This window comes from Brevibacterium zhoupengii, from assembly GCF_021117425.1.
Lineage (GTDB): Bacteria > Actinomycetota > Actinomycetes > Actinomycetales > Brevibacteriaceae > Brevibacterium > Brevibacterium zhoupengii.
Map to the genome: position 1 here is coordinate 2,082,255 of NZ_CP088298.1, position 25,536 is coordinate 2,107,790.

A 25,536-nucleotide genomic window follows, 5' to 3' on the forward strand; every position below is an offset into this window, starting at 1 on the left:
GACGATGTCTGAACTTCTAATTTGATTCTCGCCTCTTTGAGCCCAGACCGTCGGTTCTGCCTGGCCTCCGTTAGATGATCTTTGACCAAATTCGCGGCACGCTCATAAGGTTGCACAAGCTGGATACTCGCAAACGCGCCGGCGAAGACAAGCAAAAATTGGGCACCCCATTCCCACAGCATCGAGATGAGAATCAACACTGTACACGGCGCTACAGTGAGCACAACCTTAATCCACTGATCGCTAGGCGGTACAGGATGCTCAGTCTCGCCTAGTGCCCTCGCCAGACGTTTCATCGGATTTTCGAACTGAGATTGATCGGCACTTTTCGTCATTGCTCGGCTTTCACCAATGATCTATTTCAGAATTCGACCGAGGACTCGCGATACGCATCGTCCGCATCACGTGCATCGAGCACAGCGGTCCTCACCTCCGCTAGCTTAAAGTCCAGGACCCGCAACTTGCCATCGATCCTTGATATCGACTCGATACGGTGGAAGTCATCGCCGTGGATCTCCGCGAACCGTGCCATGCCACGCAGCTTCGCCAGAGCGTCTGGCAGCCAAGCCCCATGAGGATCGACGATGTTTGCCCGCACGCCCTCGCTGCTGTCGATGAAGAACAGGAAGTCGGGTCGGAGTGTCCGCCAGTCGCCGTGCCGGTCCTGGTAAGCCAGGCTCATGGAGTCCCGGCCACCGGTCGGGTTCCGGTACCAGGCAAGCAAGTCTCCACGTGCCACCTCGGTGTCAAGCACCTCGATCTCATCTGGGTTGAGCTTCCCGACCGGGAACATCCCCTCTTCGTCGGAGAGCAGGTGCAGCGGACGGCGTTCGAGGAGCTGAGCCGTCTCGCCGACGAAGCGCTTGGTCTCTTCCTGCCGGTTCTTCGGCAGCGCCATCGACACCAGCTGCGGATCGGTGCTCATTGCGGTGATCTCAGCGTAGAGGCTCTGGCGCGACTCCGACAGGCTCTTGATCGAGACCCGGTGCTTACCCAACCACTCTGCTGCCAGCGCGTCTGCTGCCTCGTCCAGCTTCGGTCGCGTCTGCGGGAGCATCGCCAGTGCGGCCACACGCACATGGGCGTCTCGCAGGACGTCCTCGTCGTCGGCATCCTCGACCAGGTGGTCGATGTACGTTCGCGCGATGTCTGGGGTGATGTTGCGAGCCCCGTGGCGGTATGCCTCCTGGATTGCACGATCGTCTGCATCTTCGGTCCAGGTGTCATCAGTGCGCAGACCATGATGACCACGGACTGTCCCTCCGGCCACCGTGAGCACATCCTCCTGAGCCTTGGAAAGCTCCTTCGGATACTGGGCAGCAAGTCCGTTCAGCACACCGTGCAGACGCTCATGCGCGAACTGGCCGGCATCTGCCACCAGACCGTCTGCTGCCAAGGCATGTGCCAATGCCGTCAGGCGCTTGATCGGGTTTGCGTGCTTCCTCGGCAGTGTCTCAGTGGGAAGCTCCGAGAACAGATCCCACACCTCGTCCGGCACCGCAGGATTCGGCGTCATGAGCAGAGGGTCGATCAGGACACGCTTGCCACTGTCGCCATCAGGGTCGATCACGTCGCTGCCCATGATCTTCTCAAGCACGAGGCTGGCAGTAGCTCTGTTGAACTTCGGCAGGATGCACTCGACGCTATTCAAGAGGTCGTCGCCCTCCACACGCCGAGCCAACGGGGTGCGGATCATCCGTCCCAGCAGCTGCGTGATGTGGGTTTCGTCCTTCGCCGGACGGAACGAGACCATGACCTCGGCACGAGGGCAGTCCCAGCCGGTGCTGATAGCGTCCTTTGCAAGGAGCACGCGGATATAGGTGGCGTCCTGTACTCGCTCAGGCGAGATGTAGGGAACGCTGTACTGACCGAACGCTTGCGCCTTGTGCTCGCCGAAAACGTGGGCAAGTGCGTCGTGGCCCAGTTCGGGCCACTCGTCGTAGATCGCGTCGATGGCTGCGGCCATCTCGGTGGGCGAGGGCTTGTTGGGCACCTGGAGCACGAGCAACGGATTGACCGGCTCTGGTTCGTTCTGTGCAGCGGCGTACTCCGCCCATGCAGCTGACATCGCTTTGACCTTGCGAACGCCACGACGCAGCAGAACGGTGTTGAAATCACCAGACTCCGCGGGGAAGTCAAGGACGATGTCGTCCTTGAGTAGGCCAGACTCCTGAATGCGGACCGTGTCGACCTCGATCGTGCTCAGGTGGACTCGGTTCTCCTTCACCTGGGCCGCTGCCATGGCCTCCTCAAACCGTTGAACGGTCGCGGAGATTCCCCACACGATCGGGATCGGAGGGACGCCACTGTGGCCGTTGATCAGCCGCTTAACGATGGTCGGAGTGTCCGACGACGACCTACGCCCCATGCCGCGGTGTGCCTCATCGAGGACCATGTACAGCGTGAGGTTCGGGTCTTCGATCGTGTTTCGCAGTGTGTCCCAGAATGTGAATGGGACCGTGTCCGGATGCGAGTCCATCCCCGGCAGCACGTCAGAGTTGTCGTGTCCACGCACGAGCAAGCTGTTCCGGGAGAGCTTCGAGGTGTTGATGAAGTAGACGTTGCCAGGCTGAAGCTTCGAATGACGGAACGGGTGCTCGACCGTGACAAGGCGATTCCTCAGCCGGTCTGACGCCTGCTGGAGGCGGTGCCGTGTCTGTTGATTCAGGGACGGGTCGTCGCTGAACCACAGCACGACTGCGTTTGGGTCCGGGACCACGTCGAAGTCATCACTGCCCCAGAACAATGCCTCGATCACGGCCGCGGCCATGATCGTCTTGCCGGACCCGGTCACAGAGGCCAGTGCCACGGAGCTGACCCTTTTGCTCGCGCTGCGGTAGAAGTCGCGTGCTGAGGCGAGTTCGCGGAGCGTGTCACCGACAGCGTCTGCCTGATAGTCCTTGAGAGTGAAGCGCATCAGAAGTCACCAACGCTTTCGCAATTGCGGAGGTAGTCCTCGTAGAGGCGCACCGTCTCGACGCCCGGAATTTCGTTCGCGACCTGCTGGTAGCGGCCCTCATCGTCGGTGACGATGTAGGCGACTCGGACGTCATCTGCCGCTTCGAGAGCAGCGATGAAATCCGACGATCTGTCGAGGTCGTTGATGATGCCGTAGCTGTCAGCAATTTCCCATCCGTCAGAGATCGCGTCGATCCGACGTCCGACTGCTCCAGCTCGGAGCCACAACATCGGCGCAATGGCGGCGAATGCTCTATCAGTGCTCACCCGCCACGGCGACTCGTACGTCAACGTATAGAACGCCACATTCTCTTCGAAACCTTCAGCCATAGAGAATTCATCGGTGAACTTATAATCACCCTTAATTGGCTCGCCGCCAGGAGTCATGCCAGTGATCGCTGCTTGAATGCGCGTCTTTGTGATGTAATCACAGATCCCCCATCGCTCCCAATCAGCATCCCCGGGGCGCAGTCCCTTCTTTCTGAGGTCAATCTGTTCCTCAGCCGAAACCTCATTGTTCGTCACAGAGATGCACTGCCTACGCCCCCCGTCTTGGCGGTTCAAACGCATCACCGCGTGTGCCGTCGTTCCCGAACCGGCAAAGAAATCAAGAATAGTCGCGTCGGGCTTATCTCCCATGAAAAAGCGAAGCGCATCCTCCACCGCGTATAGCGACTTTGGGAACGGGAATTTCCGATCTGGCATAAACTTCGCCAAGAGACGGGACCCGTACTGGGTCGAGTCATGAGAGCCAATGCGCCACTGCGTACCCGGAATCAGCCACCTCTCAGAAGTCTCCATCGTCGAAGTTACAACGGAGCCGTCTGCCAAATGACCAGTGACCTCGTACTGGCCATTTTTGATCTTCTCACGCTCGCCCTCCGACAGGTAGTAGATCGGAGTGCGCTCACCCTTTACGGATCCAATTCTTAGGCCACCTTGTTCAAGTACTCGGCGCGCCGTGGACGGCTGAAGACGCCAGCGTCCCTCAGTGCCATCCTGCCGGATGGGCCAGACAGCAATGGTCCCGTTGGGAACGATTGTGTCGTGGCGCTGAGCCCCAACACCTATAGCATCGCCCACGCTATGAAAGCCGCTACCGTCGGCGTTAATGAAGAATGGATAGAATGTATCAGGATGCCCTGCGCGAGTCGGGCTCGCACCGGACTTCCTCAATAGATCCCACCTGATCTGCCCCTTATGAGTGCGCCCTTTAGCGGTAATCCAGTCTGGCCCGAGAGCCGCAGTCTGCACTCCGGCCTCGCCGAGAAGTACGAAGTAATAGAATTCGTCCGCCCGCCCAAATAATCCGTTCCGCGACGGTGGGGCGGGGTTGATTCCCACCGAAACCATCTGCACACGTGCCTCGGGGAAAGTTTGCTCCAGTAGCAGCCCGAGCCGGAGATACTCTTTCTCGTCAATGGTTACTATCAGAACCGCGTCTTCGGGGTTTAGGAGACGCTTTGCGAGCTTCAGGCGACGCTCCATGAATGCGAGCCATTTTGAGTGCCGGTAAAGGTCGTCGCCTTCGACATAGTCGTTATTATATTTCCAGTCTCGCGCGCCCGAGTTGTAAGGCGGATCAATATAAATCGCATCCACAGACTGTTCATGTGTGAATGTGAGCTGTTCAAGGACGTGGAAGTTTTCGCCATTGATCACAGTGTGGAACGGCTTATCGCCTCCCCGCTCGACTGAACCGTCGGGACGCAACCCGGGATAGATCCTGTCGCGAAACTCGGCCACGAGGATGAGGTCGTCAACCGCTACGTTTACAGACTCGTCTTCCGAGCCGTCGAGGAGAGCTACCACTGCTGACTTACCAGCGATGGACTCGACTCGCCAGAGGCGCTGGTCTCCTTGGGCTGTGGAACCTCTTGGCGGGAGAATCCGTACCTTGCTGCCCCTGCGGACCTTGTGGCCCGCCAGCTCGACTGCCTCGGGTGCGTGCCTCTCGAAGTTGAGGCCGAAAGGCAGACGCTTCTGCAACGGCTGAATCTCGGCTTCCAGGTCCTCACCGAGCTGCGGGTCAAGCTGCTTAGCAGCGCGCAGAAGGTCCGTTAACCTCGACATTTAGATCCTCACACTCGCACGGCTCGGGCCCGTCTCCGCACGTCACAGTGCGTCGCGGACCTTCCTTGCCATCCTATCTCGGGAGCGTACGCGCACGAAGAATCGCCACCACTGGGCGCGGCATGCTGGAGCAGCGCTATTGCTCGCGGCCCGGGCACTCGCTGTGGGAGGGAACCGCCCTACGCCCGATTCGATGGCGCTGGAGAGCGCCAAGACGACACCGGACGGACCCGACGAGGGGCCGCCCTCCCTGCCGGCAAAGCTCGCGCAGTGGGCGGCTGTTCCAGGGGATGCGGCGACCGCCCAAATCTGAATCGCGAAGCCTCCAGCGTCCCTGGTAGCCGCGCGTAGCGCGGCTCGGGAGTTCTCTCGGTGAGCAGAGCCTGTCTGTTCACAGTCGAACAGGAGAACACGTCATGACCTGGATCACAATCCGAAGAAACGCACTACTCAGCTTGACCAGTCTCGACCGGGCAGGAGAGATCCGATACGACAGTCGACAGCACGCACTGGTGCTCATCGACCCCACGACCGCGGAGGAAGAGGTACTCACTATGAATCTCCTCAGCTCCGGCTACGTCGCCGAACCTGGTGAAGTCTTCGTCAAGGACTGGACCGAGCACTCTGGCCTGGCTGCTGCGCTCGTCGCTGCCCGTGTGGCAAACCATATCGAGAGCCTACGAGTGGGGCCTCATGGAGCGACTGCCCACCGATTGCAGATCCTCGACGAGACCAAGTGCGTCGACGACCTTCCCGGTGTCTCCACTACCGGTCGCGATCCTGTGTTCGAAGAACAGCTTGCCGCAGCTGCCAAGAGGCTCGCCTACCTCGATCAGCACTGATAACTCGGGAGGATCAAGAACGAGCTGCTGTTCTTTCCCGACCTTGGGGTCAGCATCGTCGTCTACTGCTCTCCCCACGGGGTCGTGCCCATCGCTGCAGTGGTGAGGACAAGGCGGTGACTGCCCTGCCGCCAGAGTGGCTGATGGCCCGCCGGGGGCGGGCCCGGGGGCATGGGTGAAGGAGACGTCCCTTCGATCGAATCTACCTAGGAGGTTCACATGTCCACCATCACCGAAGCCCAGCCCGTCGGGCTCGCACGGCTCCGGCAGATCGATCCCGTCGCAGTGCTGTCCTTCGCACTCGGCATCGTCGGGCTCGCAATCGCAGCCGTGCCCCTAGGCCACGTCGCCCTTCACCGGTCCACGTCCCGGAAGGACAACATCGCTCGCACCGACAGCCGGTTGATCGCCGTGTTCGGCCTCATCGCCGGGTACATGGTCGTCGCCGTCGTGCTCGCACTGACCATCTCGGCCGGGATCAACTACCTCAAGGAGGCGTCATGAAGCGCTCAGACAGCTACCGTCGCGTCGCGGCCGCACGAAGGGAACAGGCACAGAAGCTGCGCACGATCGCGAACCAGCTGGTTGCTGGCGGCGACGACCCGCTGGACGACCTCGGGCTGCTGAGGCTGGCCGAGATCCAGATCGAACCGACTCGGAAGGCCATCGTCAAGGAGGCCAAGACCGATGGCTTCGACTGGCAGCAGATCGGCGACATTCTGTGCATCAGCGCGGAAGACGCCGAGCTGCTCTACGGCGATAAGGAGTCCTGACGAACACAGAAGATCCCCGGGGGCATCCGCCCTCGGGGATCTTCTTTTTCCTCGTCCGCTGTCTACGGCTGGCGTCTACCGGGGCTTGGGCCCTCCCTTCCCGCGACCCTTGTGCTTGGACTGCGTCGCGCGGCGCTGAGCGCCCTGGGCCTTGCGGACGCCATCACGGGCCGAGCCGGTGCCGCTACTGCGGCGGGTCGGAGCGGGCTTCGGCTGCTGGGTAGGCGCCGGCTTCGCGGCCGGTGCAGCGGGCTTGGCCGTAGCCCGCTTCGGCGGAGCAGCCGGCTTGGGTACCTGCTGCTTCGGAGCCGGAGCGCTCATCCGAGGCTGGCTGCCTCCGCGGTTGCTCCCGGAGGTCTTCCCCCCGGAGGGACGCCGACCGCCGCCGCTGCCCGTGCTGCCCGACGAGGACGGAGCCTTCGGCCCGGAGGACGGCTTCGACGGTGCCGTCGACGGCGTCTTCCCGCCACCCGAAGAAGGCTTCGACGAGGAAGGCGTTCCCGGGGGAGCCTTGCCAGCAGACGGTGCCTTGCCACCGGTAGTCGAAGGAGCCTTGCCTCCTCCAGTCGACGGAGTCTTACCTCCCCCGGTCGGAGCCTTGCCACCAGTCGGTGCCGTGCCTCCTCCTGCGCCGCCGGCCGCACCAGCAACACCAGAGACGGTCTTGCCGGCACTGGAGACCTGCTGGCCCTGCTTGATCTGCTGCTGACGCTGCTTGTCCGCGTGGGTGTTCTGCGAGTCGAGGCTGGACTTGCCGGCATCCGCAGACGCCTGACGGGCACGAGCATCGGCCGAAGCAGACTGGCCGCCATGGTCGAGAGCATCGCCCGCAGACTTCGCAGCTCCCGCCTCATCACCAGCCACAGCACGACCGGCTGCCAGAGCACCATGACCAGCGGCCTGAGCACCCTCAGTGCCAGCCGAGAGCTTCGCCTGGTCAGCCTCCTTATACCTCTCCTGCGAGTCCTGCATCGAGCCGGACGCCGCGTCCATCGCCTCGCCGTCACCCACGGCGGGCTGGTCGATGTTGCCACCCTCAGTTCCGCCATCAGCAGCAGGCTGTCCGATGCTGCTGCCGTCAGCACCGGACTCGGCACCATCGGCTGCGTCACCCGTCGGATTCGACAGACCGCTGCTCTCGACCTGCTTGCCGAGCTCAGTCTCACTGGCCGGGTCCGAGCCGTCTGCGCCCGCAGAACCGTCTGCGCCGCCCATGGGCGATCCGGAGCCCTGCGAGCCCTCTGCCGCCTGCGCGTCAGCACCCTCGGCAGCTCCACCTTCGGTGTCACTGCCTGCCAGAGCCATGGTGCCATCGGAGTCGAGTGCGCCGTCCGTGTCGACGTCGCCTCCGAGGAACCCGCCGCCCTCGGGGCCGGAACCGTCGGGGGCGATGGCACCGGGGCCATTGGCCCCTCCGGCGTTCGACGACGGGGACTTCTTCCCGCTGCCACCGCCGCCGCTCATCATGCGGTTGCCGATAGCAGCACCTGCCCCTGCCGCCGCACCGCCAGCGAGGGCAGGCATCATCCCGCCACCGCCTCCGGGTGCACCAACCGAAGAGTCCACGAACTTCTCAACGATCTTGGTCGTCGCCTCCTCGATGGCCTTCACGATCGACTTGCGGGCACGCAGAGCCATGACCGTGAACATGATCGTCAGTACGATCGCGGCCAGCGTGATGATGATGGCGATCAGGCCGCTGGAGCCCAGGTACATCATCAGGGCATTGCCCGTGTCGCCGTTGTTGAGCGCACCCGCGAAAGGCTTCTCGAAGATGGACGGCAGAGCGATGAGGAACTCCTGGACGAACTTGTACAGGAAGATCGTGATCATCACTTCCATGATGAGTGCGATCGAGTACACGATGACCTTGGCGATACCCGCGATGGCTCCCAGCGTGGCGAAAGGAATCGCCGTGATGAGCTGGAAGCTGCGACGAAGGTTGCCCATGATCATCGAGAACGCGTAGCCGAAGCCGATGAGCACGAACGAACCCAGCAGCACCACGGCGTTGAACCAGTAGATGAAGCTCATCGTTCCGGTTCCGACCATGCTCACCGAGTTGTGAACCGAGCGCGTTGCCTCGGAGCTCGAACGGCCCGAGGAGTAGGTGTGCAGCGACGTCGAACCGAAGTCGGTGTTGAGGTAGTTGTACATCGCCAGCGGCGCCAGGTTGCACGACATCGGCGCACCACCAGGAGTGGAGAGCTGACGTCCGCACTCGCCGACATCACCTGCCGTGTAGAAGGCGAAGTTGTTGTTGGTGCGACCCGACTCCTGGTTGAGCGTCAGGCCCGTACCGTCAGCCGTGACCAGCAGCGGATTCACGTTCGGAGCAACAGTCTTGTCCGGCTTCGCCGAGTCCTCGGGGTCCTTCATGTAGCCCTCGAACCAGGAAGGTGCCAGCTCACGCGCCTCAGGTGAGAGCGTGGACTTCGACTCGGTCTCGAACGAAGAAGCCGACACCTGTTCATTGCCCATGTAGCGCCACAGCATCGACATGATCTGGCCGTACTTGACCTCAGACCAGTCGGACTCGCCGCCACGGATGGCTTCGCCCCATGCCACGTCCTCGTCGGTGTCACCGACGACTTCGATGTTCGGCAGGTCGAAGACCTGAGCGTTGATCAGCAGCGCCGTGTCGCGGACATTGGCCTGCGACGCACCGGAAGGCTGGTTGCTGAGGTTGTTCCACTCGATGGTCGCGCCTTCCGGAACCATCAGGCGCTGATCCAGGGCCCAGCCCTCGAAGTCCACGTAGGTAGAGAGCACGACCTTGGTCGAGCCGGCGTTGCCATCATCGGTGGCGTTGTTCATGGCCCCCAGGGCGCCGGTGTACATCGAACCCAGCAGGGGCAGGCCCAGTCCGATGAACAGCAGGCGGATGAAGAGCTTCTTCAGCCCCGAGCCCTTGTCCATCTTCTTGAAGAGCAGGATGCCCATGACGAAGGTCGCCATGAAGATCGGCACGAGTACCGTCCAGGACAGCGAGTTCAGCACCTGATACCAGCCGCCGATCCACTCCGACAGCGATCCGAGCACACCAGGAGGTCCCTGGCCGCCGGTCATGCCGTTGGCGAACTCGGGACTCACCGCGCTGACACCCACGTAGAAGAGCTTGAACGGGTTCAGCCAGTCCATGATCGTCAGCACGATGGAGAAGAGCCCATCGACAGCCGCCGTGAGGATGTAGAGCAACATGACCACGCCGCCGAGCATCGTGTTGAAGAAGCCCAGCGACAGACCGGTGCTGGTCGTATCCAGGCCCATGCCGTTGAGCGTGGCGCCGAAGTACGAGTAATGCTGCGCGCCGCTGAGGCCACTGATACCTGTGCCCTCGTCGAAGGTCATGAGCGTGCCGTAGCCGATGGCATCCGAAGACTGTGCTGTCTTCGAGTTCAGCCAGCCGGCAATGGGGTTGTAATCATCGTCGACATAGCCGACCATCGATCCGCCACTGGATGCGTTGGCGAACACCGTCGGCCAACCCGTATCGGTGAGGTCAAGGTCCGACTTGGGCTTGGTCGCCTCAGAGAACAGAGCCGTCACCGAGGAGCTGAGCCGGTAGAAGTTCATCGCCGCGACGGCGTCTTCCTCGTCCTCTCCCTGAGCGAAGGCACCGGAGGCGGAGCCGAGCACCAGGGTTATCGGGATGATCAGCATGAGAGCCAGCGCGAGTATGCGCCGGAGGGTCCACTTGCTTCGAGCGCGGGGGCCCGGCAGCCGGGAATGGATGGTGATGTTCATCGGGTCACCCCCTCGTTGCCGGAGTGCAGACCCGCACGGAGCCACGCCTCGACTGCGGGGCGCAGGTAGAGGACTGTGCGGCCCCGCTTGATGTGGGTGGGCATCTCGCCGCGGCGACGGCGCTTGCCGATCCAATCGCGGCTCCAGCCCAGGCTCTCTGCGAGGTCAGCTTCGGGGATAAGGCCCTCGTCCAGCAGCCCGGGAGGCTGCGGGGCAGCTGTCCATGAAAAGTCGTCCATGATGGTCATCCTTGGCACTCGACCTTGCGGGCCACGGGATAGCGGTCCGCACGTCCCCGAGTGACGTTTCCACGGGCCAGGACGACAGCGGGTTCTCACATCCAGACCTGCGTCAATTCTACCGCAGTTCCGCGTGATTCCGCGGGTTCTCGGGGGCTTTGGGCTGCCTTGCTGCGCCGCAGATACCAGTTCTCCTGGTATTCCAGGAGAACGTGGTTGGGAACTGAGGCACGCGGTGGTGATTGAAAAGGCTTATGCCGCCGGAGGCGGCTCGGGATCTCTTCTGAGAGGGGCGGGCGTCACGTAACCGCGTCAATTCACTAGAGCATGACTGCCTGCGGTGCCCGCCGTCCTCTCCACCCCAATACAAAGGAGAGACGTCATGACCACTATGACCGTGCCAGCGATGAAGGTCTGGATAGGCTGCTTGTACTGCTACAACTCGGGTCGGCTCGTCGGCGAGTGGTTTGATGCCATCGTGGCCGACGAGGTCACCCTGACCGACGTGCACCGGAGCGCTAGCGGCAGCCGCGATGGCTGTGAGGAGTTGTGGTGCCTCGACGTCGATGACATGCCGGTCCACCGCGAGATGAGCCCGAGCGAGGCCGCTGAGTGGGGTCGCGTCGTCGAGGATGTCGACGAGCACCTGCGTCAGGCCCTACTCGCCTGGGTCCGCAGCGGCAACTATGTGGCTGAGGGGACCGGCGATCTGCCGTCCGTCTCCGACTTCGTGGAGCGATACGCGGGACGCTGGGATGGCTTCGCCGAGTACGCCCACCAGCTCGCCGAGGACATCGGCCTGCTAGCAGACGTGCCCGAGGAAGTTGCGCGCTATTTCAACTGGAGATCGTGGACTCGGGATCTGGCTTTCGACTTCACCGTCGAGGATGCGCCTGGATCCAGCGTCTTCGTGTTCCGGAACCTGTGATGACGGACAACGATCTGAAGCTCTGCTTCTGCTTCGAGTGCTCGCCGCCTGAGTTCAGCGACCGCGCTTACGTGGCCATACCTGGCCGAGGTCTCTGGTGTGTCCACACATGCCCCATCCATGGACCCGTGTCGGTGGCAGAAGTCGCCGACTAGGCGACCGACACCTACGAGGACGACTGAGCATGTCCGCAGAGGCCGACGCCTCTATCTATCGGAGCCCGTGGCCTCGTCCCAACGGGTGCCGGCCAACAGCTCGATCGGGTCCTCACCGAGGGAGAACGCGACCTGCTCCATCGTCCGCAGGGTGATGTTGCCGGCCCCGGTCTCAAGGGTGCGCAGGTAACGAGCGCTCAGCTCTAGCTGCTCTGCCATCTGCTCCTGAGTCAGACCCCGAGACGTGCGCCATGCACGCAGGTTCGAGCCGAAGTCCCGTTGCAGACGGGGCTCGAACGTACGGTTTTCTTGACGAGGCACACCTTCCAGAATCCGCCTGGTCAGCCACATAAACCAGGATCTATATGTTCCGGTTGCGGTAGAATAGAACCACGCGACACGACCTAAGACCAGAGAGGCTCTCCATCATGCGCCGCACCACGACGATGACGACCACGTTCGCCGCCCTTGGAGGCGCCGCCCTGCTGCTGGCAGGATGCTCAGGAGGTTCCGACGCCTCCGCTGGTACCGACGAGACCGGCGGCGAGACTGCTGCCGGTGTGTACGAGTTCCAGACCAACGGAATCGAGCCTTCCGAAGAGATCACCATCCGCGTTCCAGGCGACCTCCGCGAGGCGATGGGAGCAGACGCCGACGACATGGTCGTCGACCAGGTCGCTGTGACCGGCCGCGACCTCGGCAACGCGCAGGCCTGTGCTGCTGACTTGGCGATCACGTACATGGACGGCCAGCCCGATGGGCTCGTGTCGGCAGGTTCAGACGCGGGCCAGCGGTCGAAGGCGGAGGAAGCGCTTCTGGAGCGCTCGGAGGCATCCTCGATCGACGAGATTGTTACCGAGGTCGATGAGATCATCGCCGACGGCAAGGAGCGCGGCCTGACAGCCCAGCAGATCGGAGAGAAAATCCAAATGTTCGCCGGGGTCCAGGGCACCTTCTACACTGACGGTGCGACCGGCCAAGAGGTGGTGGACGGTTACCTTAGCGGTGGCAGCGAGGGCGAGACCACGAACGCCGGGATCATCACGAAGGCTCTGGGACTAACTTCCACAAAAGAACCCAGCGAGCTCTCCGACTTTGACGAGTCTGCGCCCGAGGCAGGCACCTACATCGCCGATGACTTCTCGACGCTCACCGTAGTAGGCGACTGCGCTGCTTCCGCGACCGACCCGGACAACGCAATCGAGATCGAGCTTCCTTCCGTTGATGCCGACGGGAAGAGCGACACTACAGCGACGGTCCAGGTGTCGGTCATGACGGACGGCACCATCGGCGTTGCTGGCGAGGTTGACGGGTTCATGCGCGATGACAACGGCGATTGGATCGCAAGCTGAGCTGACGAAAGAAGCCCCGCTGGGAGAGCATTTGCTCCCCGGCGGGGCTTCTTTCTTTCCGCGTCTCCCGGTCCTCGGAGATTGGGAACCGAGACCGGGCAGCTCCCGATACTTACCGGTTTGGGAGCCGAGATGGTCGTGGGGCTCAGGGGCAAGGTAGCGCTGGTCCGCAACAGAAAGCGCCAGCCGGCGATGTCAGCCGGCGACGGAGCGGCAAGGGAGCCGATTTGTAGCGGGGCTCGCGTGGTGTGTAGCGGGCCTGCGCTACACCATGTTTGTCCAGGTCAACCGGTGTTTTCAGCCCCGTTTGTAGCCCATGTAGCGGTGTAGCACCTTCGTGCAACTTCTCGTTAGGCACACACGTGTTCAACCGAGCGCATGTAGGTAACCTATTTTTAGCGCTACAGTGCTACAACGCTACAAATCTACTGTTTCCCCTGGTCAGAGATGGTTTCCCGGTGTAGCGCTTCTGTAGCGCGGCAACACCGGCCGCTACAGAGGCCGCTGCGGGTGCTGGCACAGCCTGCCGGCTCTCCACCCCGAGCGCACGCTGCCATGCGGCACCCATGGTCGGCCGCGGTTGCCGGACACGACCAGCTCAGCCGAGGCTCGGCCCGTCCTGCTCGCTCTGGGGCTCGTACTGCTCGTCGTGCCCGAGAGCAGCAGCGGGAGCCCTGCCACGGACGTCCGCGTACACGCCCTGCGCGATCTCCTCACGCAGCTTGTCCCGCCGCCGGTTCGCGACGTCCCGCTCGCGGATCAACTCGCGCGTCCTCTCCGAGTGCTGCCACATCCCCGTGAGGTCACCACGCTGCTCAGCCTTGGCCTCGATCTCGTTGATCTCCACCTGCGCCTTCTTCCCCTGCTCGAAGGCGGCGCTGGCCTTCCCCTTCTTCGCCTGCCGGAGCCGGAGCTGCTCTGCCACAGTCGGGTCGAGCTGCTGAGCGAACGCATCAAGGAACTGTGCACCGATGCCCTTGGGCACGGTTGCCTCGTCGATCCGCTCACCGCGGGCAAGCACCCCACGGGCCTCCTCGTCGAACTGAGCTATGCGGACGTACAGCACCCGACGGCTCTCACTCTTCGAGGTCATCTCTCGCATCGGTGACCGGTACTCCTCGTCCTCACCAGAATCGGACGGAGCGGGAGCGACGGAGGTGGCCGTGACGACCGGAGCGGTGGGTGTGTTCTCGGTCGTCTCTTCGTTGTCTTCACTGGCCCGAGCGGGAGCGGAGGGCATCGTCTCCTGCGTCCCTACAGGAGGCTGCGCGGCGTCCTGACGCTCCTCTGGAGCCGTAGGCACCGTCTTGCGACGCTCGAACTCGCGGAGGAGATCCTCGGCTGCCGATCCCGACTCCTGCATCCGACGGTCGATGTCGGCGCTGATGTCCGGAACCTCCGTTGCCCGCCGGGAAGGCTGCCGCGGTTCCGCTTCGCTCGGAACCTTGCCGTCGAGCTTTGAGATTGCCTTGGGCTGTGTCTCTCGTTGTTCCTTCCGGGCTTCATTCCACTCGTTCATGGACCGACGGAGCCGTTCGCGGTGGCTTGCATCGTCGATCAGCAGACCCCTCTCATCGAGAAGCTCTTCGACAGAGACATCCTCCGCACGAGCCCAGTCCTCGACCCAGGCGTCGAGTTCTTCCTCGCGGACGAGCTCTTCGATCGTGGCCCTGGCCTCGGTCAGCTCGTCGTCGGTCGGCTTGGTGACCGGGCGTGCCGGCCCCACGACGGCGCTCTCGACACGCGGCTCGATGTCCCGGCCCGCGGCGACCGCGCACAGCTGCCGGTAGATGAAGTCGGCTTCGTACTGCTCGCCAAGCGTCTCGCCACGGACGTTCGTCGCCATGCCGTCGAGCTTGTAGCTGATCTTGCGCTGCTTCGGCGGCTTGCCACGACGCCAGCCCGGGTCCTCGACCGACAGACCGTGCTTGGCCCCGTACTCGGCCATGACGGCCTCGAACGCGCTGCGGTCGACCGTGCGGGGGTCGCCCATCGTGCCCCGGAAGGCGTCGTCGACGGATCGAGGGTCGTGCAGCGCGGACCACATCGCGTCACGGATGGCGTCGTGGTTGGACCGTTCACCGCGCGAACGCATGCGACGGTCCATCACCGAGCGCTTCTCCTTCTTCTGCTCAGTGACCGACTTCGCCTTCTGCGTGAACCCCCAGGCCGGGTTGTCACGCATGTAGGCGTCGTGCCGTTCGCGGACGCTATCGATTTCAGTGAGCGCACCAGACATCTTCGAGCCCGCATGCCAGACACGACCAGCGAGTTCCATGTCCTCACACACGACGGCGTTGGCTACAGCGTGTACGTGGAACTTCCCGCTGACCTCACCGGTCGTCGGATCGGGAGTCATGCCCTTGCCATCGGCCTGTCCAACCAGGTGGACCTGGAGCCCGGGCATGGTCTCCCGGAAGTGCGCGACCGTGTACTCGAATGCGTGAGCGACCTGTTCGGGATCCTGCGGGTTCACCTCATCAGGGCCGAATCCGATGATGAAGTGCACCGCCTCGTTCTGGCGCACGTAGCCGCCCTCGTGCTTGACGTGGGTCGCAGTTTCATCGTCCCGAGCCTCTCGCCAGTACTTCCGACCACCAGGGCGGGCATCGCGCACGTGAGTGGCCTCCTCGCCGTGTTCGGGAAGCTCGTAACGGGCCGGCGACTTGCGCATCGCACCCTGCTTCCCATGACGACGCCGCACTGCCGCGAACTCTTCCGTCGAGGACTCGGGACGGCAGTGCAGGCCCGCTGCATGCAGCACGCGCTCCGTCTTCGTCGAGCCAGGCTTCGGCTTCACCGTGTACCGCAGCAGCCGCCACGCGATGGGTGTCTTGCCGATCGTGATCGAGGGCATCACAACCACCTTCGGAGCATCCGGGACCGAGCGCCATCACGGTCGGCCAGGAACTCCAGCAACTCCTCGATACGCGCCAGACGACGCGAAACCTGCTTCAGCGCCGCAGCAGGAACGCGGTCGCCCGAGTTCGCTGAGCGCGCGAGCTGGTTGACGTTGTTTCCGATCTTCTGGAACTGGAAGGTCGCGTCCGAGTAACCGGTCGCGTTCCGGTCGAGCGACTCCTTCATCGAAGCGATCTGGTTCTCGTCGAGGCCGACAGTGTGCAGCTCCTGTGCTCGTGAGGCATCGGTGTACTTCTCGTCGCGCAGTGTCGCAGCCGCGATCTTCACGATCTCGCGGATCGCTTCGGATGACGAGGAAATGCCCAGCGCGGACTTGATGACCGCGAAGTCTTCGGACCCGGCCTCGTCGAGCCTGCTCGACACGACGGTCTCCTTCGTTCGACGCGACGCCCGGCGATCGTCACTCACCGCCTCAGCGACGGAGCCGTCGCCGACGCGGGAGAGGTGCTCGTCCGACAAGTCGTCCTCGCGCATAGTCGGGTGCTCTTTGTTCACTCGTTCCTCGTTCACTGCACCCTCCCCGCAGCCAGGGCCCTGGAGCTCCATTCGTCATCGAAGCGTTCTGCCGAACACCTCTTGACTCCATTTTGCCCCAGGGCCCTGGCTACTGGCAAGCAGTCCGACCGTTTACATTCTCGCTTCGCTCGAATGTTCCGGTCGGCACGGTAGTCGTCGCTGGCGCGACGACTACCTTTGCTTGCGAGGGGCTCCGTGTCCGTGCTTCGCACGTCCACTCTGCCCCTTCGATCCCCGCCGACACAGCGAAGCCCCGACCACCAGAATCGGTGATCGGGGCTCCGGCGAACAGGTCCCTGCTCGGCACTACTCCGTAGATGCGAGACCCAGCGCGTCACGCAGGCGAGCAAGCCGCTGGCCCTCGCCCACGTCGCCACTGATCGCCTCGATGCCGTGCAGTTCGTAGAGCGCCTCGACGATCTCGACGCACTCACGCTCCCTCTGTGCTTCTACCTGCTGCTTCAGCGACTCCTGCTGGCGCATGACCTCTGCCAGACGCTCCCGGGCGGTCTTCGGCTTCCGGCGCTTAGTCGTCTTCGGCTTCGGAGGCGCTTCGACCGTCGCTACGGCGCTCCCGTCGTGCCGCGCACTCATCTCCTCATTCGGTCCGTGCATGATCTCTTCCTTCCTAATTGTCGATACTGGTCTCGCCTCCCATTTGAAGGCGCGGGTGTCTTGGTTACTTGCGCACGAAGCAGCGATAGTTTGCCTTGAGGGGATGCGGGATGCAGCGCCCATTGATGTCAGGGCCCCGATAGCTAGAGTTCATCCAGACGTACAGGTCGTACTCATCGATCAACGGCTCAGGCTTCACCATCGCGGACCCGGGACGCGTGCAGTCGCTGAACTCCCAGATGTCTGAAACCGCCAGCGTCTCCTTCATCTGCCGGGTGAACTCGATGCGGTTCAGCGGAATACCGGACGGGTGCGTCCTTGTGAACCACGACTTGAACAGGTCATAGAGGAATCCGATGGGCAACAGATCCCAGGCGAACTGGCCCCCGAGCTCCTTCCAGAACTCGGCAACAGGGTTGTTGCTGATGCGGAACTCGTCCATCACAGCCGTGCATGCCTCAGGCTCACTCAGCGCGGTGTGCTGCATCTGGAGCGCCCTGCGCAGCACGTAGCGGAGCACATCGGGACGAGCGAGGTAGTCGCTCTTGATGTACGTCCGCTCGCCGCTGGTGAAGTTCTTGTCGAACGGCACCATCAGCGGTCGACGGTTGAAGCTCTCCGACTTGTCCCTCACGCGAGGGAAACCGTTGAAGCAGGCGACGACGATGCCCTGGACGATGATGTTGACCGGCCGGCGGTTCTTCCGGTCGATCTGGATCGGGTCCCCGGTGACGACAGACTTGAAGTCGGCGGACGACTTCACGAAGTCGCCCACATCGTTCTCATCGGAGAGCACGACCGTCGAAGTCAGGAGAGACTCCTTCGTGAACTGCTCACCGAAGGCCTTGATCGAGAGGGTGGCAGCGGAGTCGCCGCTGAGCCGACGAAGCAGCTCCATGTACGTCCCCTTGCCGTTGCGGCCGCTCGGGCCATAGAGCCACGGGGACCGATTCCACCGGTTTTTCGGACGCAGTGCCGCGGCAGCGATCTGCCACAGCAACTCGGGCACGCCCTCGTCGTCGGAAAGGTCAGTGATCCACGACTCGACATCCCATGACTGTCCGTCGGGCATCGTGATGACCGGGTTCGGTGCGTCGGCGATGTAGTCGATCGGGAACTTCGACAGGAACACACGCTCCGGAGAGAACGACTCCAGCTCCTGCTTAGTGTGGTTGAAGATGCCGTTGTTCACCGGGGACAAGGCCGGGTCGTCACACCGGCGCACCACCTTCGCGTGGGAGGGCAGGCGCCTGATGACCGATTCGATGTCGCGCTTGCACATGCTCGGTGCCAGTTCGCTAATGAGTCGGACGAACACGCTCTCGCTAGTCGCATACGTGCCCTCAGCGTCGCCAGACGACTGGTACATCGCGAGCAGCGAGAGCTCGTCGCCATCCCTGCTGTTCGTCTGATTGACCGTCACGATGTCGAAACGATCCAGCAGGACCTTGACGATCGTCGTCTCATTAAGACGGGTCGGGCTCTGGTGGGGGCGCAGCTTCTCCGCCTTGCGCCACGTGTTCTCGGCCGCGATCTTCTGCTCGATCAGGGCCAGGAGCATGTCACGATACGTGCGCAGGCCCACCTGCTGGCCGGACATGGCTTCGCGGAGTTCGTCGTACGCCTCCTCAATCAGGGTCTCGGGGGAGGGCCGCACCGACGTTTCGGCGGTCCGGGCATCCGACGCAGCCTGCGAGATCGGCGCCGAGCTTTCCCTCTTGGCTTCAGCCAGCTCACTCTCAAGGCGAGCGATCTCGTCTTCCGCAGCAGGGGGCGCAGACACTGCACTGTTGGTAGAATGATGGTGTGAATCTGCCCGATTCCTGATGGCCGTCTCGGTGTCGCCGCCGGGGCGGCTTTCTTCTGTGCTCATGCCCGATCACCGCCGACGCAATTGAGCGAGTCGAGCCAGCGATCGAGATCTTCGATCAGGTAGAGGGCGCGAGCGCGGGGGCCGTTGCCGACGCGGCGGTATGCGGGGCCGGTGCCCTTGACGCGCCAGGCTTCGAGGGTATGGCGGCTAATGCCGAGGTACGTCGCAGCATCGCCGGTGGTGTAGGCGCGCTGCGGGATTGAACGAATTGTTGCAGGCATGACAGAGTGATCCTTCTGAACGAGGAATCACTCCGTGGCTATGGGCGGAGCTGGCGCCATCTTCAGCACCCAGGTGTCTACAGACCCTTGGCCTTATGCCCTCGGCTCACCATCATCTGTAGGACTCTTGCGCCGGTGGCGCCCCTTATCTGCGTGGATACTTGCCTTGCTCACCAGGTTACTGGTCTGTGTCAGTCAGTGTCAACGAAAATCCGCCATTATTACCGATGTAACTAGTACGCTTTGGGTATGTCTACATCGAGAGCATCCTTGCAGCCGGGGCAGCACTCCATTGACCGCGTTCCACCACGACCATTCGGGGACGGCTGGGCCATCGACTGGACGATCAAGCTCCCGGATGGCCGGACAGTGCGCAAGCGCTCCAGAGGGAAGACCAAGGGTGAGGCGCGCGCTCGGGCCAGGGCAACGGCGGATGAACTCCTTACAACCGGCCAGAACGCGGCGTGGAAGACTTCGACCCCGGTCGGTCAGTTCATCGAATCCGTGACACGGCCCATGATCACCAACAGCACCACACTCCGCGAAACCTCTAAGGAGCGCTACTTGCAGACGCTCGACCTCATCCTCGGGCACTGCGACGAGCACAAGCACCAGCAAGCGCTCAGCAACGTGCCCATTGCAACGGCGGGGCGATTCCGCGCCCTGGAAGACTCTCTCCAAGAGATTGCTCGGACACACGGGGCAGGCACGGCCACGCATGCTCGGGCCGTGCTGTCCAAATATGTCATTCGGCCGCTCGTCCGTGAGGATGTGCTTGCAGGAAACCCGCTCGCGGGGGAGCGGATCGAGTTGGACCGCTCCTTAACTGATACCAAGGCATCTCGCGGCGGCGTGGCGATCTCCGAGGTGGATCACGCGCGGCTGCTCGATGGATTGCTCGCAATGGACCCTGCCGACGGTGTCGAGGCCCCGAAGCGCGGACCGGCAACGCTGGATGTGAGGGTCGCCCGGAGGCAGAACGTGCGCATCGCGACGCTCATTCAGATGACTATGGGGCTGCGAATCGGCGAGGTGCGCACGCTCACATGGGATCGGGTGGCCGATGTTCGGGGGACGCCGTCTATCGCTGTGCCTTCCGAAGTTGCGAAGAACAAGACGAGCCGTGTGGTCCCATTCCTAGACGTTCGCGTGCGTGAGGCCGTCGAGGTTCATCGCGCAAAATGCGGGGGAGTGGGTTACGTCATCGGCACCCCTTCGGACCGATCGAAGATCTGGAACAAGGACAATGCGCAGAAGGCGATCAAGGAGGCATATCAGGAGTGGGCTGGGAAGTACGAGATCCCCGAGCTGCAGGAGGCCCGGTCCCATGTGTGGAGGGCGACCTTGAACACGATGTACCTAGATGTCCCCGAAGTTGCACGCACTGCCTTCTTCGGTCATACGGCACCGGTGAGTCGGGAGCACTACACCGACCTGGGGCAGGTGGGGCCGATGCTGATCGCCGCCGAGCAGCGACGGTCTCAAGGTACGCACTAAGGTACGCATTGAGTCCCGTCTATCGCTGGCAATCGCTATCCACTGCTGTCAAGCATAAGTCTATCGGAGATAGGCTCTCACCTCGATAGTTACCTGAAAAGTGGGCGATCACTTGGAATGAAGCCTCCGGAGCAGAAGGTCGTAGGTTCGAATCCTGTCGCGGGCACCAACTGCCGCCCTCCTCAAGTCATGAGGTGGGCGGTTTCTGCTACCAACGACTAAGCTGGATCCCAACGAACCTCAACCAGCTGATGAAGGCCGTGATGACGATTCCTGGGGACGTGAAGGGCACCGATGTCGTGCTCAGAGCACAATCCGTGCGCAAAACCTTCGGCCGAGGCGAAACCGCTGTAACAGCACTCGACGATATCTCAGTGGACTTCGAAGCCGGTAGGTTCAGTGCGATCATGGGTCCCTCAGGTTCGGGGAAGTCGACCTTCATGCACGTCCTGGCTGGCCTTGACAGAGTGGATTCCGGTTCTATCACCATGGGCGGTCAGGACATCACCGGCCTCAACGACAAGGAACTCACGCAGCTTCGTCGCGATCGCGTCGGATTCATCTTCCAAGCGTTCAATCTGGTTCCCACGCTGAGTGCCGAACAGAACATCGAACTGCCTGTGTCACTGGCACGACAGCGGATTGATCCCGAGTGGAAGGCCGAGGTCGTCGACCGCCTCGAGCTGGGGGACCGGCTCAAACACCGCCCGCATGAGCTCTCCGGGGGCCAGCAGCAGCGTGTAGCTGTCGCGCGTGCGCTGTTGACTCGTCCTGACGTGATCTTCGCCGACGAACCCACAGGCAACCTCGATTCGCAGGCGGGAGCGGAAGTGCTTGCCCTCCTGCACGGAGCGACCACCCGCTATGGACAGACCATCATTCTGGTCACGCACGACCCTGTCGCCGCATCACACGCAGACCGGGTCGTGCTCCTCAAAGACGGTTGTGCGGGCGGAGAAGTTCACCAGCCCACGAAGGAATCCGTGGTCTCAGCACTGGGCGAACTGAGCGACCTGTGATCTCAGTCGCTCTGGCGGAGATCCGTATCCACTGGGCGCGATTCATCGCTGTAGGAATCGGCATCGCGCTGGCTGCCGGTTTCGTCGCCTCGACACTGATCATCAGCTCGTCTCTGCAGACTAGCCTCAAAGACTCGGTCGGCCATACTTTCTCCGCGTCGGACCTTGTCATCATTCCGAGCCAGGATGTCTTCGTCAACGGTCACGAGGTCGCGCCCGTGATGAGGCCTTTGGAACAGGTCGAGGCCGTGGACACCGTGGCCGTGAACGCACGCACGACCACGACCGGCCGAGGCCAATCGTTCTCCGAGAGCACCTTTTCGCTGGCTCCAGCACCTGCAGATGCGAACCTCGATACCTTCACCATCACGGAGGGCACGCGACCCGAGTCGATCACCGATCTGGTTCTGGACGAGGAAGCCGCCCACGAACTGGGCGTGGCCATCGGCGACGAGATCCGCTTCTCCGTTGATTCAGTGTCTGCGGGATCTGAGGAAGATTCGATGCCGATCTATCGAGGACCGAGCCAGAGCAACACGATGTTCACCGTCGTCGGACTGGCTTCGATGGGCAGCGGTCCGGCAACCGCAGGCACTCATCGTGCACTGACCAGCTCGGCGAGTTATCAGGAGTACTTCGCTCAGGAGGGAGATGTCGTCGCAGTCCTGATCTCTCTTGACGATGGTGCCGATCCTGCGGCAGTGCTCTCCCGGCTGCAGGCGACGATCGACGATTCAGACTTGCGCGGGAGCCTGGAGGCGATGACCGTCGGCGACGCCATCGACGTCAAGGCTGACCGTCTCTCCGGCGGTAACGACGTCATTACCTCACTGCTGCTGGTCTTTGCTGGAATCTCCGTCATTGTGGCGATACTGGTCGTGTCCAACACGTTCTCTGTGATCGTCGCCGGACGCAGGCGTGAGCTGGCGCTGTTGCGCTGTCTGGGAGCCTCACGTCTTCAGCTCTACGGTTCCGTGGTCGCAGAGGGAACCGTTGTGGGGCTCATCGCGTCGATCTTCGGAGTGGCCGTCGGAGCTGGGCTCAGCTTCTGCCTGGCCGCGGGCGCGCAGCGTATCTGGCCCAACGAGTTCGCCTACCTGAGCCTGCACGTTCCGCTGTCGTCCCTGCTCATCGGCATCGGTATCGGGGTGCTGCTGACGGTGCTCGCGACCATCCGACCTGCCCGCAGCGCCATCGCGGTCACACCACTTGAAGCCCTTCAACCTTTCGATGAGTCGCTGGCTCCCTCACGACACAACAGCCTGCGACACATCATCGGCTGGACGAGCATCGGACTCGGCGCCGTGATCCTCATAGCTTCGCTCCTTCTGATCGATTACTCCCCGATATGGATTCTGGGCGGAGCACTCGGAGGAGTGCTCTTCGTCTTCGGGTTCGTCCTCTGCTCCGAAATGATCATTCCCCCGATCGTCGCCGCGATCGGAGAACTGGCTTTCGGCCCGTTCGGAATTCCCGGGCGTTTGGCCACACTGAACACCTTGCGCAATCGGCGGCGAACGGCGGCAACGGCGACCGCACTCGTCATCGGCGTCACCTTAGTTGCCACGATTCTGATCGGTGGAATGTCGACGAAGGCGACCTTGAGCTTCGGCCTCGACCAGCGCTATCCGGTCGACATCGCCGTTCCGCTCGACACCACCGTTGACCGTGACCATCTCGATGGAGTGCGTGACGTCGCAGGTGTCGAAGCCGCCGTCGTCGCTCACCGGGCTGAGGTCCTCAGCGATCCGGGAGACGCGACACCTGAGCTCTACGTCATCGATCCCGATTCCGCCCAGACCGTGCTCAGCGACGGTGCCGCAGCACCAGTCCCAGGGAAGGTTCTCGTCCCCAGCGACTATGCCGCTGAGAGCATCTCCGTCAAGGGTCTGACAGAGGCGACAGTTGCGGTTGCCAAAGCCGGAGAGTCGAGTCAGGTGTTCTTCACGACCCCCGACGTCGGCAACGACTTGGGTGTGTCAGCCACTTCCACCGCAGTCCTGGTCAAAGTCGATCCGGATGCCTCGGTCGGCGAGATCTTTCGGATCCAGCAGGACATCGCCGAGGTACTCGACGTCACCAGCGACGAGGTCGGCGGTTCGGCTGTGGCACGAGGCGAATACTCCGAGTTCATCGACACCCTCCTCATCGTCGCCGTAGCGTTGCTGTTCGTCGCTGTCCTCATCGCTCTGCTCGGAGTGTCGAATACCGTGAGCCTGTCGGTGATCGAACGTCGGAGGGAGAACTCTCTGCTTCGGGCATTGGGGCTGAGCATCTCACAGCTGAGATCGCTTCTCGCGCTCGAAGCAACTCTCATCTCCTCAGTGTCCGCCCTCATCGGGCTGTGCCTCGGCGGTGCGCTCGGGATCGTCGGCACCCGTCTGCTCACGAATGACTTCTCCGATCAGCTCATCGTCGACTGGTCTCTTCCTGCCACTGTGGGCATTCTGTTCGTAGCGATCCTCGCCGGCCTCCTGTCCGCTCTGGCCCCCGCCAGACGCGCGGCACGGCTGTCTCCGGTCGAAGGTCTCAAGCAGGAGAACTGACCCCGCCGAGGTGGGGCGATGTGCCAGATGGTAGAAATGCAAGCATGAAATCTGCGCTGGCCTCCGTTCTGATCGTCATCGGAATCGTCGTCGCCGCATTCAATCTCCGTCCCGGGGTGACCGGGCTGTCTCCGCTGCTGGGGGCGATGGGCTCAGACATACACCTCAGCGCGCTGTTCCTGGCCGTCATCGGCATGCTGCCACCACTGCTCTACGGCATCAGCGGGTTCATCACGCCGAGACTGTACAACCGATTCTCCGGACTCACGATCACGGCGGCAGTGATGATCATGATCACAGTGGGCTTGGGCCTGCGTGCCATCGTCGACTCTCCTGCCGTCTTCCTAGGACTCAGCGTCCTCGCGTTGCTGGGCATGGGCATCGGCAACGTCGTCATCCCGCCGATTGTGAAGTCCTATTTCCCTGATCGAGTAGCCCTGATGTCGACCGTGCATGTGGGACTGCTGCAGCTGGGAACGTTCATCCCGCCACTGGTGGCTGTGCCGTTGGCGTCGAAATTGGAATGGCGAGGATCCCTGCTCGTATGGGCCGCAGCCGCGGCGCTGGGAGTGGCCGCGTGGGTCGTGATAGCGGTGCTCAGACCTGCGCCCCGTGCACAGGTCTCGGCAGCAGTCGTCGGAGGAAACGAGCTGCTGCGCCTGGTCAAGACCCGCCGTGCCTGGGCGCTGATGACGATGACGGGGCTGACCTCGTTCAACAACTTCATTCTCTTCACGTGGCTGCCGACGCTGCTGACACGCTCGGGCTTCGACCCGGTCTTCGCCGGAGCCATGCTGGCTCTGGTGACCGCGATTCCACTTGTGCTCGGGTTCGTCCTGCCGTTTCTGGCCCAGAAGCTGCGCACCGCTTCACCGATCGTTGCGGCCTTCTGCGGGTGTCTGGCCGCCGGGTACCTCGGCCTATGGCTCTTCCCCACGGCCGCGCCGGTGGTGTGGACGGTTCTGCTGGGCATTGGAATCTCGACATTCCCCTTGGCCCTGACCCTGATCACCCTGCGCTCACGCAGCGCCGAAGCTTCTGCGGCGTTGTCCGGCTTCGTCCAAGGCGGCGGGTATTTGATGGCCGCCGCCGGGCCCCTGGTCTTCGCCTTCCTGATCCAGAGTTTTGACACGATGTGGCCTGCTTACGCTGTGGTTCTTGCCTCCACCGCGGTGAAGCTCGCGGTCAGCTTCTCCGCTTGTCGTCCCGGTTCGATCTGACCTCGCCGCTGCGGACAGCGAGAATTGGATGACGCGTGTG

The 25,536-nt window shown here is 62.6% G+C and carries 19 protein-coding genes; 9 read left to right on the forward strand and 10 right to left on the reverse strand.

Going from position 1 to position 25,536, the window contains the following annotated elements; genetic code table 11:
* Nucleotides 1-361: 361 nt before the first annotated feature.
* Entirely contained in the window at nucleotides 362-2,917 is a 2,556-nt protein-coding gene (locus tag LQ788_RS09470; protein WP_231447110.1) for a DEAD/DEAH box helicase family protein, read from the reverse strand.
* Complete coding sequence (locus LQ788_RS09475) at nucleotides 2,917-5,031, reverse strand: site-specific DNA-methyltransferase (RefSeq protein WP_231447113.1); 2,115 nt, start codon at nucleotides 5,029-5,031, stop codon at nucleotides 2,917-2,919. The genes LQ788_RS09470 and LQ788_RS09475 overlap by 1 nt, the downstream gene beginning before the upstream one ends.
* Before the next feature lie 416 nt (nucleotides 5,032-5,447).
* Here LQ788_RS09475 and LQ788_RS09480 point away from each other — a divergent pair, with 416 nt between their 5' ends.
* The 3 genes from LQ788_RS09480 (at nucleotide 5,448) to LQ788_RS09490 (ending at nucleotide 6,646) form a co-directional block, all read left to right on the forward strand.
* Nucleotides 5,448-5,873, forward strand: coding sequence for a hypothetical protein (locus LQ788_RS09480; protein WP_231447114.1), 426 nt, complete (start codon nucleotides 5,448-5,450; stop codon nucleotides 5,871-5,873).
* A gap of 219 nt (nucleotides 5,874-6,092) precedes the next feature.
* Nucleotides 6,093-6,377, forward strand: a complete 285-nt coding sequence (locus LQ788_RS09485; protein ID WP_231447116.1) for a hypothetical protein — start codon at nucleotides 6,093-6,095, stop codon at nucleotides 6,375-6,377.
* A complete protein-coding gene (locus tag LQ788_RS09490; RefSeq protein WP_231447118.1) occupies nucleotides 6,374-6,646 on the forward strand; it encodes a hypothetical protein in 273 nt (90 codons plus the stop codon). The genes LQ788_RS09485 and LQ788_RS09490 overlap by 4 nt, the downstream gene beginning before the upstream one ends.
* 75 nt (nucleotides 6,647-6,721) lie before the next feature.
* Here the strand turns inward: LQ788_RS09490 and LQ788_RS09495 are convergent, their stop codons facing one another.
* The gene (locus LQ788_RS09495; RefSeq protein WP_231447120.1) at nucleotides 6,722-10,393 is read right to left on the reverse strand and encodes a hypothetical protein; all 3,672 of its coding nucleotides are present in this window, start codon (nucleotides 10,391-10,393) and stop codon (nucleotides 6,722-6,724) included.
* On the reverse strand, nucleotides 10,390-10,632 hold the full coding sequence (locus tag LQ788_RS09500; RefSeq protein ID WP_231447122.1) for a helix-turn-helix transcriptional regulator: 243 nt from the start codon (nucleotides 10,630-10,632) through the stop codon (nucleotides 10,390-10,392). The genes LQ788_RS09495 and LQ788_RS09500 overlap by 4 nt, the downstream gene beginning before the upstream one ends.
* A gap of 382 nt (nucleotides 10,633-11,014) precedes the next feature.
* Here LQ788_RS09500 and LQ788_RS09505 point away from each other — a divergent pair, with 382 nt between their 5' ends.
* The gene (locus LQ788_RS09505) at nucleotides 11,015-11,560 is read left to right on the forward strand and encodes an antirestriction protein ArdA (RefSeq protein ID WP_231447124.1); all 546 of its coding nucleotides are present in this window, start codon (nucleotides 11,015-11,017) and stop codon (nucleotides 11,558-11,560) included.
* Between the two features lie 206 nt (nucleotides 11,561-11,766).
* Here the strand turns inward: LQ788_RS09505 and LQ788_RS19855 are convergent, their stop codons facing one another.
* Nucleotides 11,767-12,066 carry a helix-turn-helix domain-containing protein gene (locus LQ788_RS19855; protein WP_262908346.1) on the reverse strand — a complete coding sequence of 100 codons (300 nt, stop codon included), beginning with the start codon at nucleotides 12,064-12,066 and terminating at the stop codon, nucleotides 11,767-11,769.
* A 77-nt stretch (nucleotides 12,067-12,143) separates the two neighbouring features.
* On the opposite strand from LQ788_RS19855, the gene LQ788_RS09515 reads away from it, so the two are divergent.
* Nucleotides 12,144-13,067 carry a hypothetical protein gene (locus LQ788_RS09515; protein ID WP_231447127.1) on the forward strand — a complete coding sequence of 308 codons (924 nt, stop codon included), beginning with the start codon at nucleotides 12,144-12,146 and terminating at the stop codon, nucleotides 13,065-13,067.
* A gap of 598 nt (nucleotides 13,068-13,665) precedes the next feature.
* Here LQ788_RS09515 and LQ788_RS09520 read toward each other — a convergent pair.
* From LQ788_RS09520 to LQ788_RS09540, 5 genes are all read right to left on the reverse strand, one after another.
* Nucleotides 13,666-15,924: a hypothetical protein gene (locus tag LQ788_RS09520; protein ID WP_231447129.1), complete on the reverse strand. Its 2,259-nt coding sequence runs from the start codon at nucleotides 15,922-15,924 to the stop codon at nucleotides 13,666-13,668.
* On the reverse strand, nucleotides 15,924-16,499 hold the full coding sequence (locus LQ788_RS09525) for a MobC family plasmid mobilization relaxosome protein (RefSeq protein WP_231447131.1): 576 nt from the start codon (nucleotides 16,497-16,499) through the stop codon (nucleotides 15,924-15,926). Before LQ788_RS09525 ends, LQ788_RS09520 begins: the two co-directional genes overlap by 1 nt.
* Before the next feature lie 312 nt (nucleotides 16,500-16,811).
* Nucleotides 16,812-17,120, reverse strand: a complete 309-nt coding sequence (locus tag LQ788_RS09530; protein WP_231447133.1) for a hypothetical protein — start codon at nucleotides 17,118-17,120, stop codon at nucleotides 16,812-16,814.
* Nucleotides 17,121-17,184: 64 nt separating this feature from the next.
* Nucleotides 17,185-18,993 (reverse strand): DNA primase family protein, encoded by a 1,809-nt coding sequence (locus tag LQ788_RS09535; protein WP_231447135.1) that lies wholly within the window; start codon nucleotides 18,991-18,993, stop codon nucleotides 17,185-17,187.
* On the reverse strand, nucleotides 18,990-19,214 hold the full coding sequence (locus tag LQ788_RS09540) for a helix-turn-helix transcriptional regulator (RefSeq protein ID WP_231447137.1): 225 nt from the start codon (nucleotides 19,212-19,214) through the stop codon (nucleotides 18,990-18,992). Before LQ788_RS09540 ends, LQ788_RS09535 begins: the two co-directional genes overlap by 4 nt.
* 249 nt (nucleotides 19,215-19,463) lie before the next feature.
* On the opposite strand from LQ788_RS09540, the gene LQ788_RS09545 reads away from it, so the two are divergent.
* From LQ788_RS09545 to LQ788_RS09560, 4 genes are all read left to right on the forward strand, one after another.
* On the forward strand, nucleotides 19,464-20,711 hold the full coding sequence (locus LQ788_RS09545) for a site-specific integrase (protein WP_231447139.1): 1,248 nt from the start codon (nucleotides 19,464-19,466) through the stop codon (nucleotides 20,709-20,711).
* 263 nt (nucleotides 20,712-20,974) lie between these two features.
* Nucleotides 20,975-21,730, forward strand: a complete 756-nt coding sequence (locus LQ788_RS09550) for an ABC transporter ATP-binding protein (protein ID WP_231447141.1) — start codon at nucleotides 20,975-20,977, stop codon at nucleotides 21,728-21,730.
* Nucleotides 21,727-24,276 (forward strand): ABC transporter permease, encoded by a 2,550-nt coding sequence (locus LQ788_RS09555; RefSeq protein WP_231447143.1) that lies wholly within the window; start codon nucleotides 21,727-21,729, stop codon nucleotides 24,274-24,276. Before LQ788_RS09550 ends, LQ788_RS09555 begins: the two co-directional genes overlap by 4 nt.
* Before the next feature lie 44 nt (nucleotides 24,277-24,320).
* Entirely contained in the window at nucleotides 24,321-25,496 is a 1,176-nt protein-coding gene (locus tag LQ788_RS09560; RefSeq protein ID WP_231447145.1) for an MFS transporter, read from the forward strand.
* The last annotated feature ends 40 nt before the right edge of the window (nucleotides 25,497-25,536 follow it).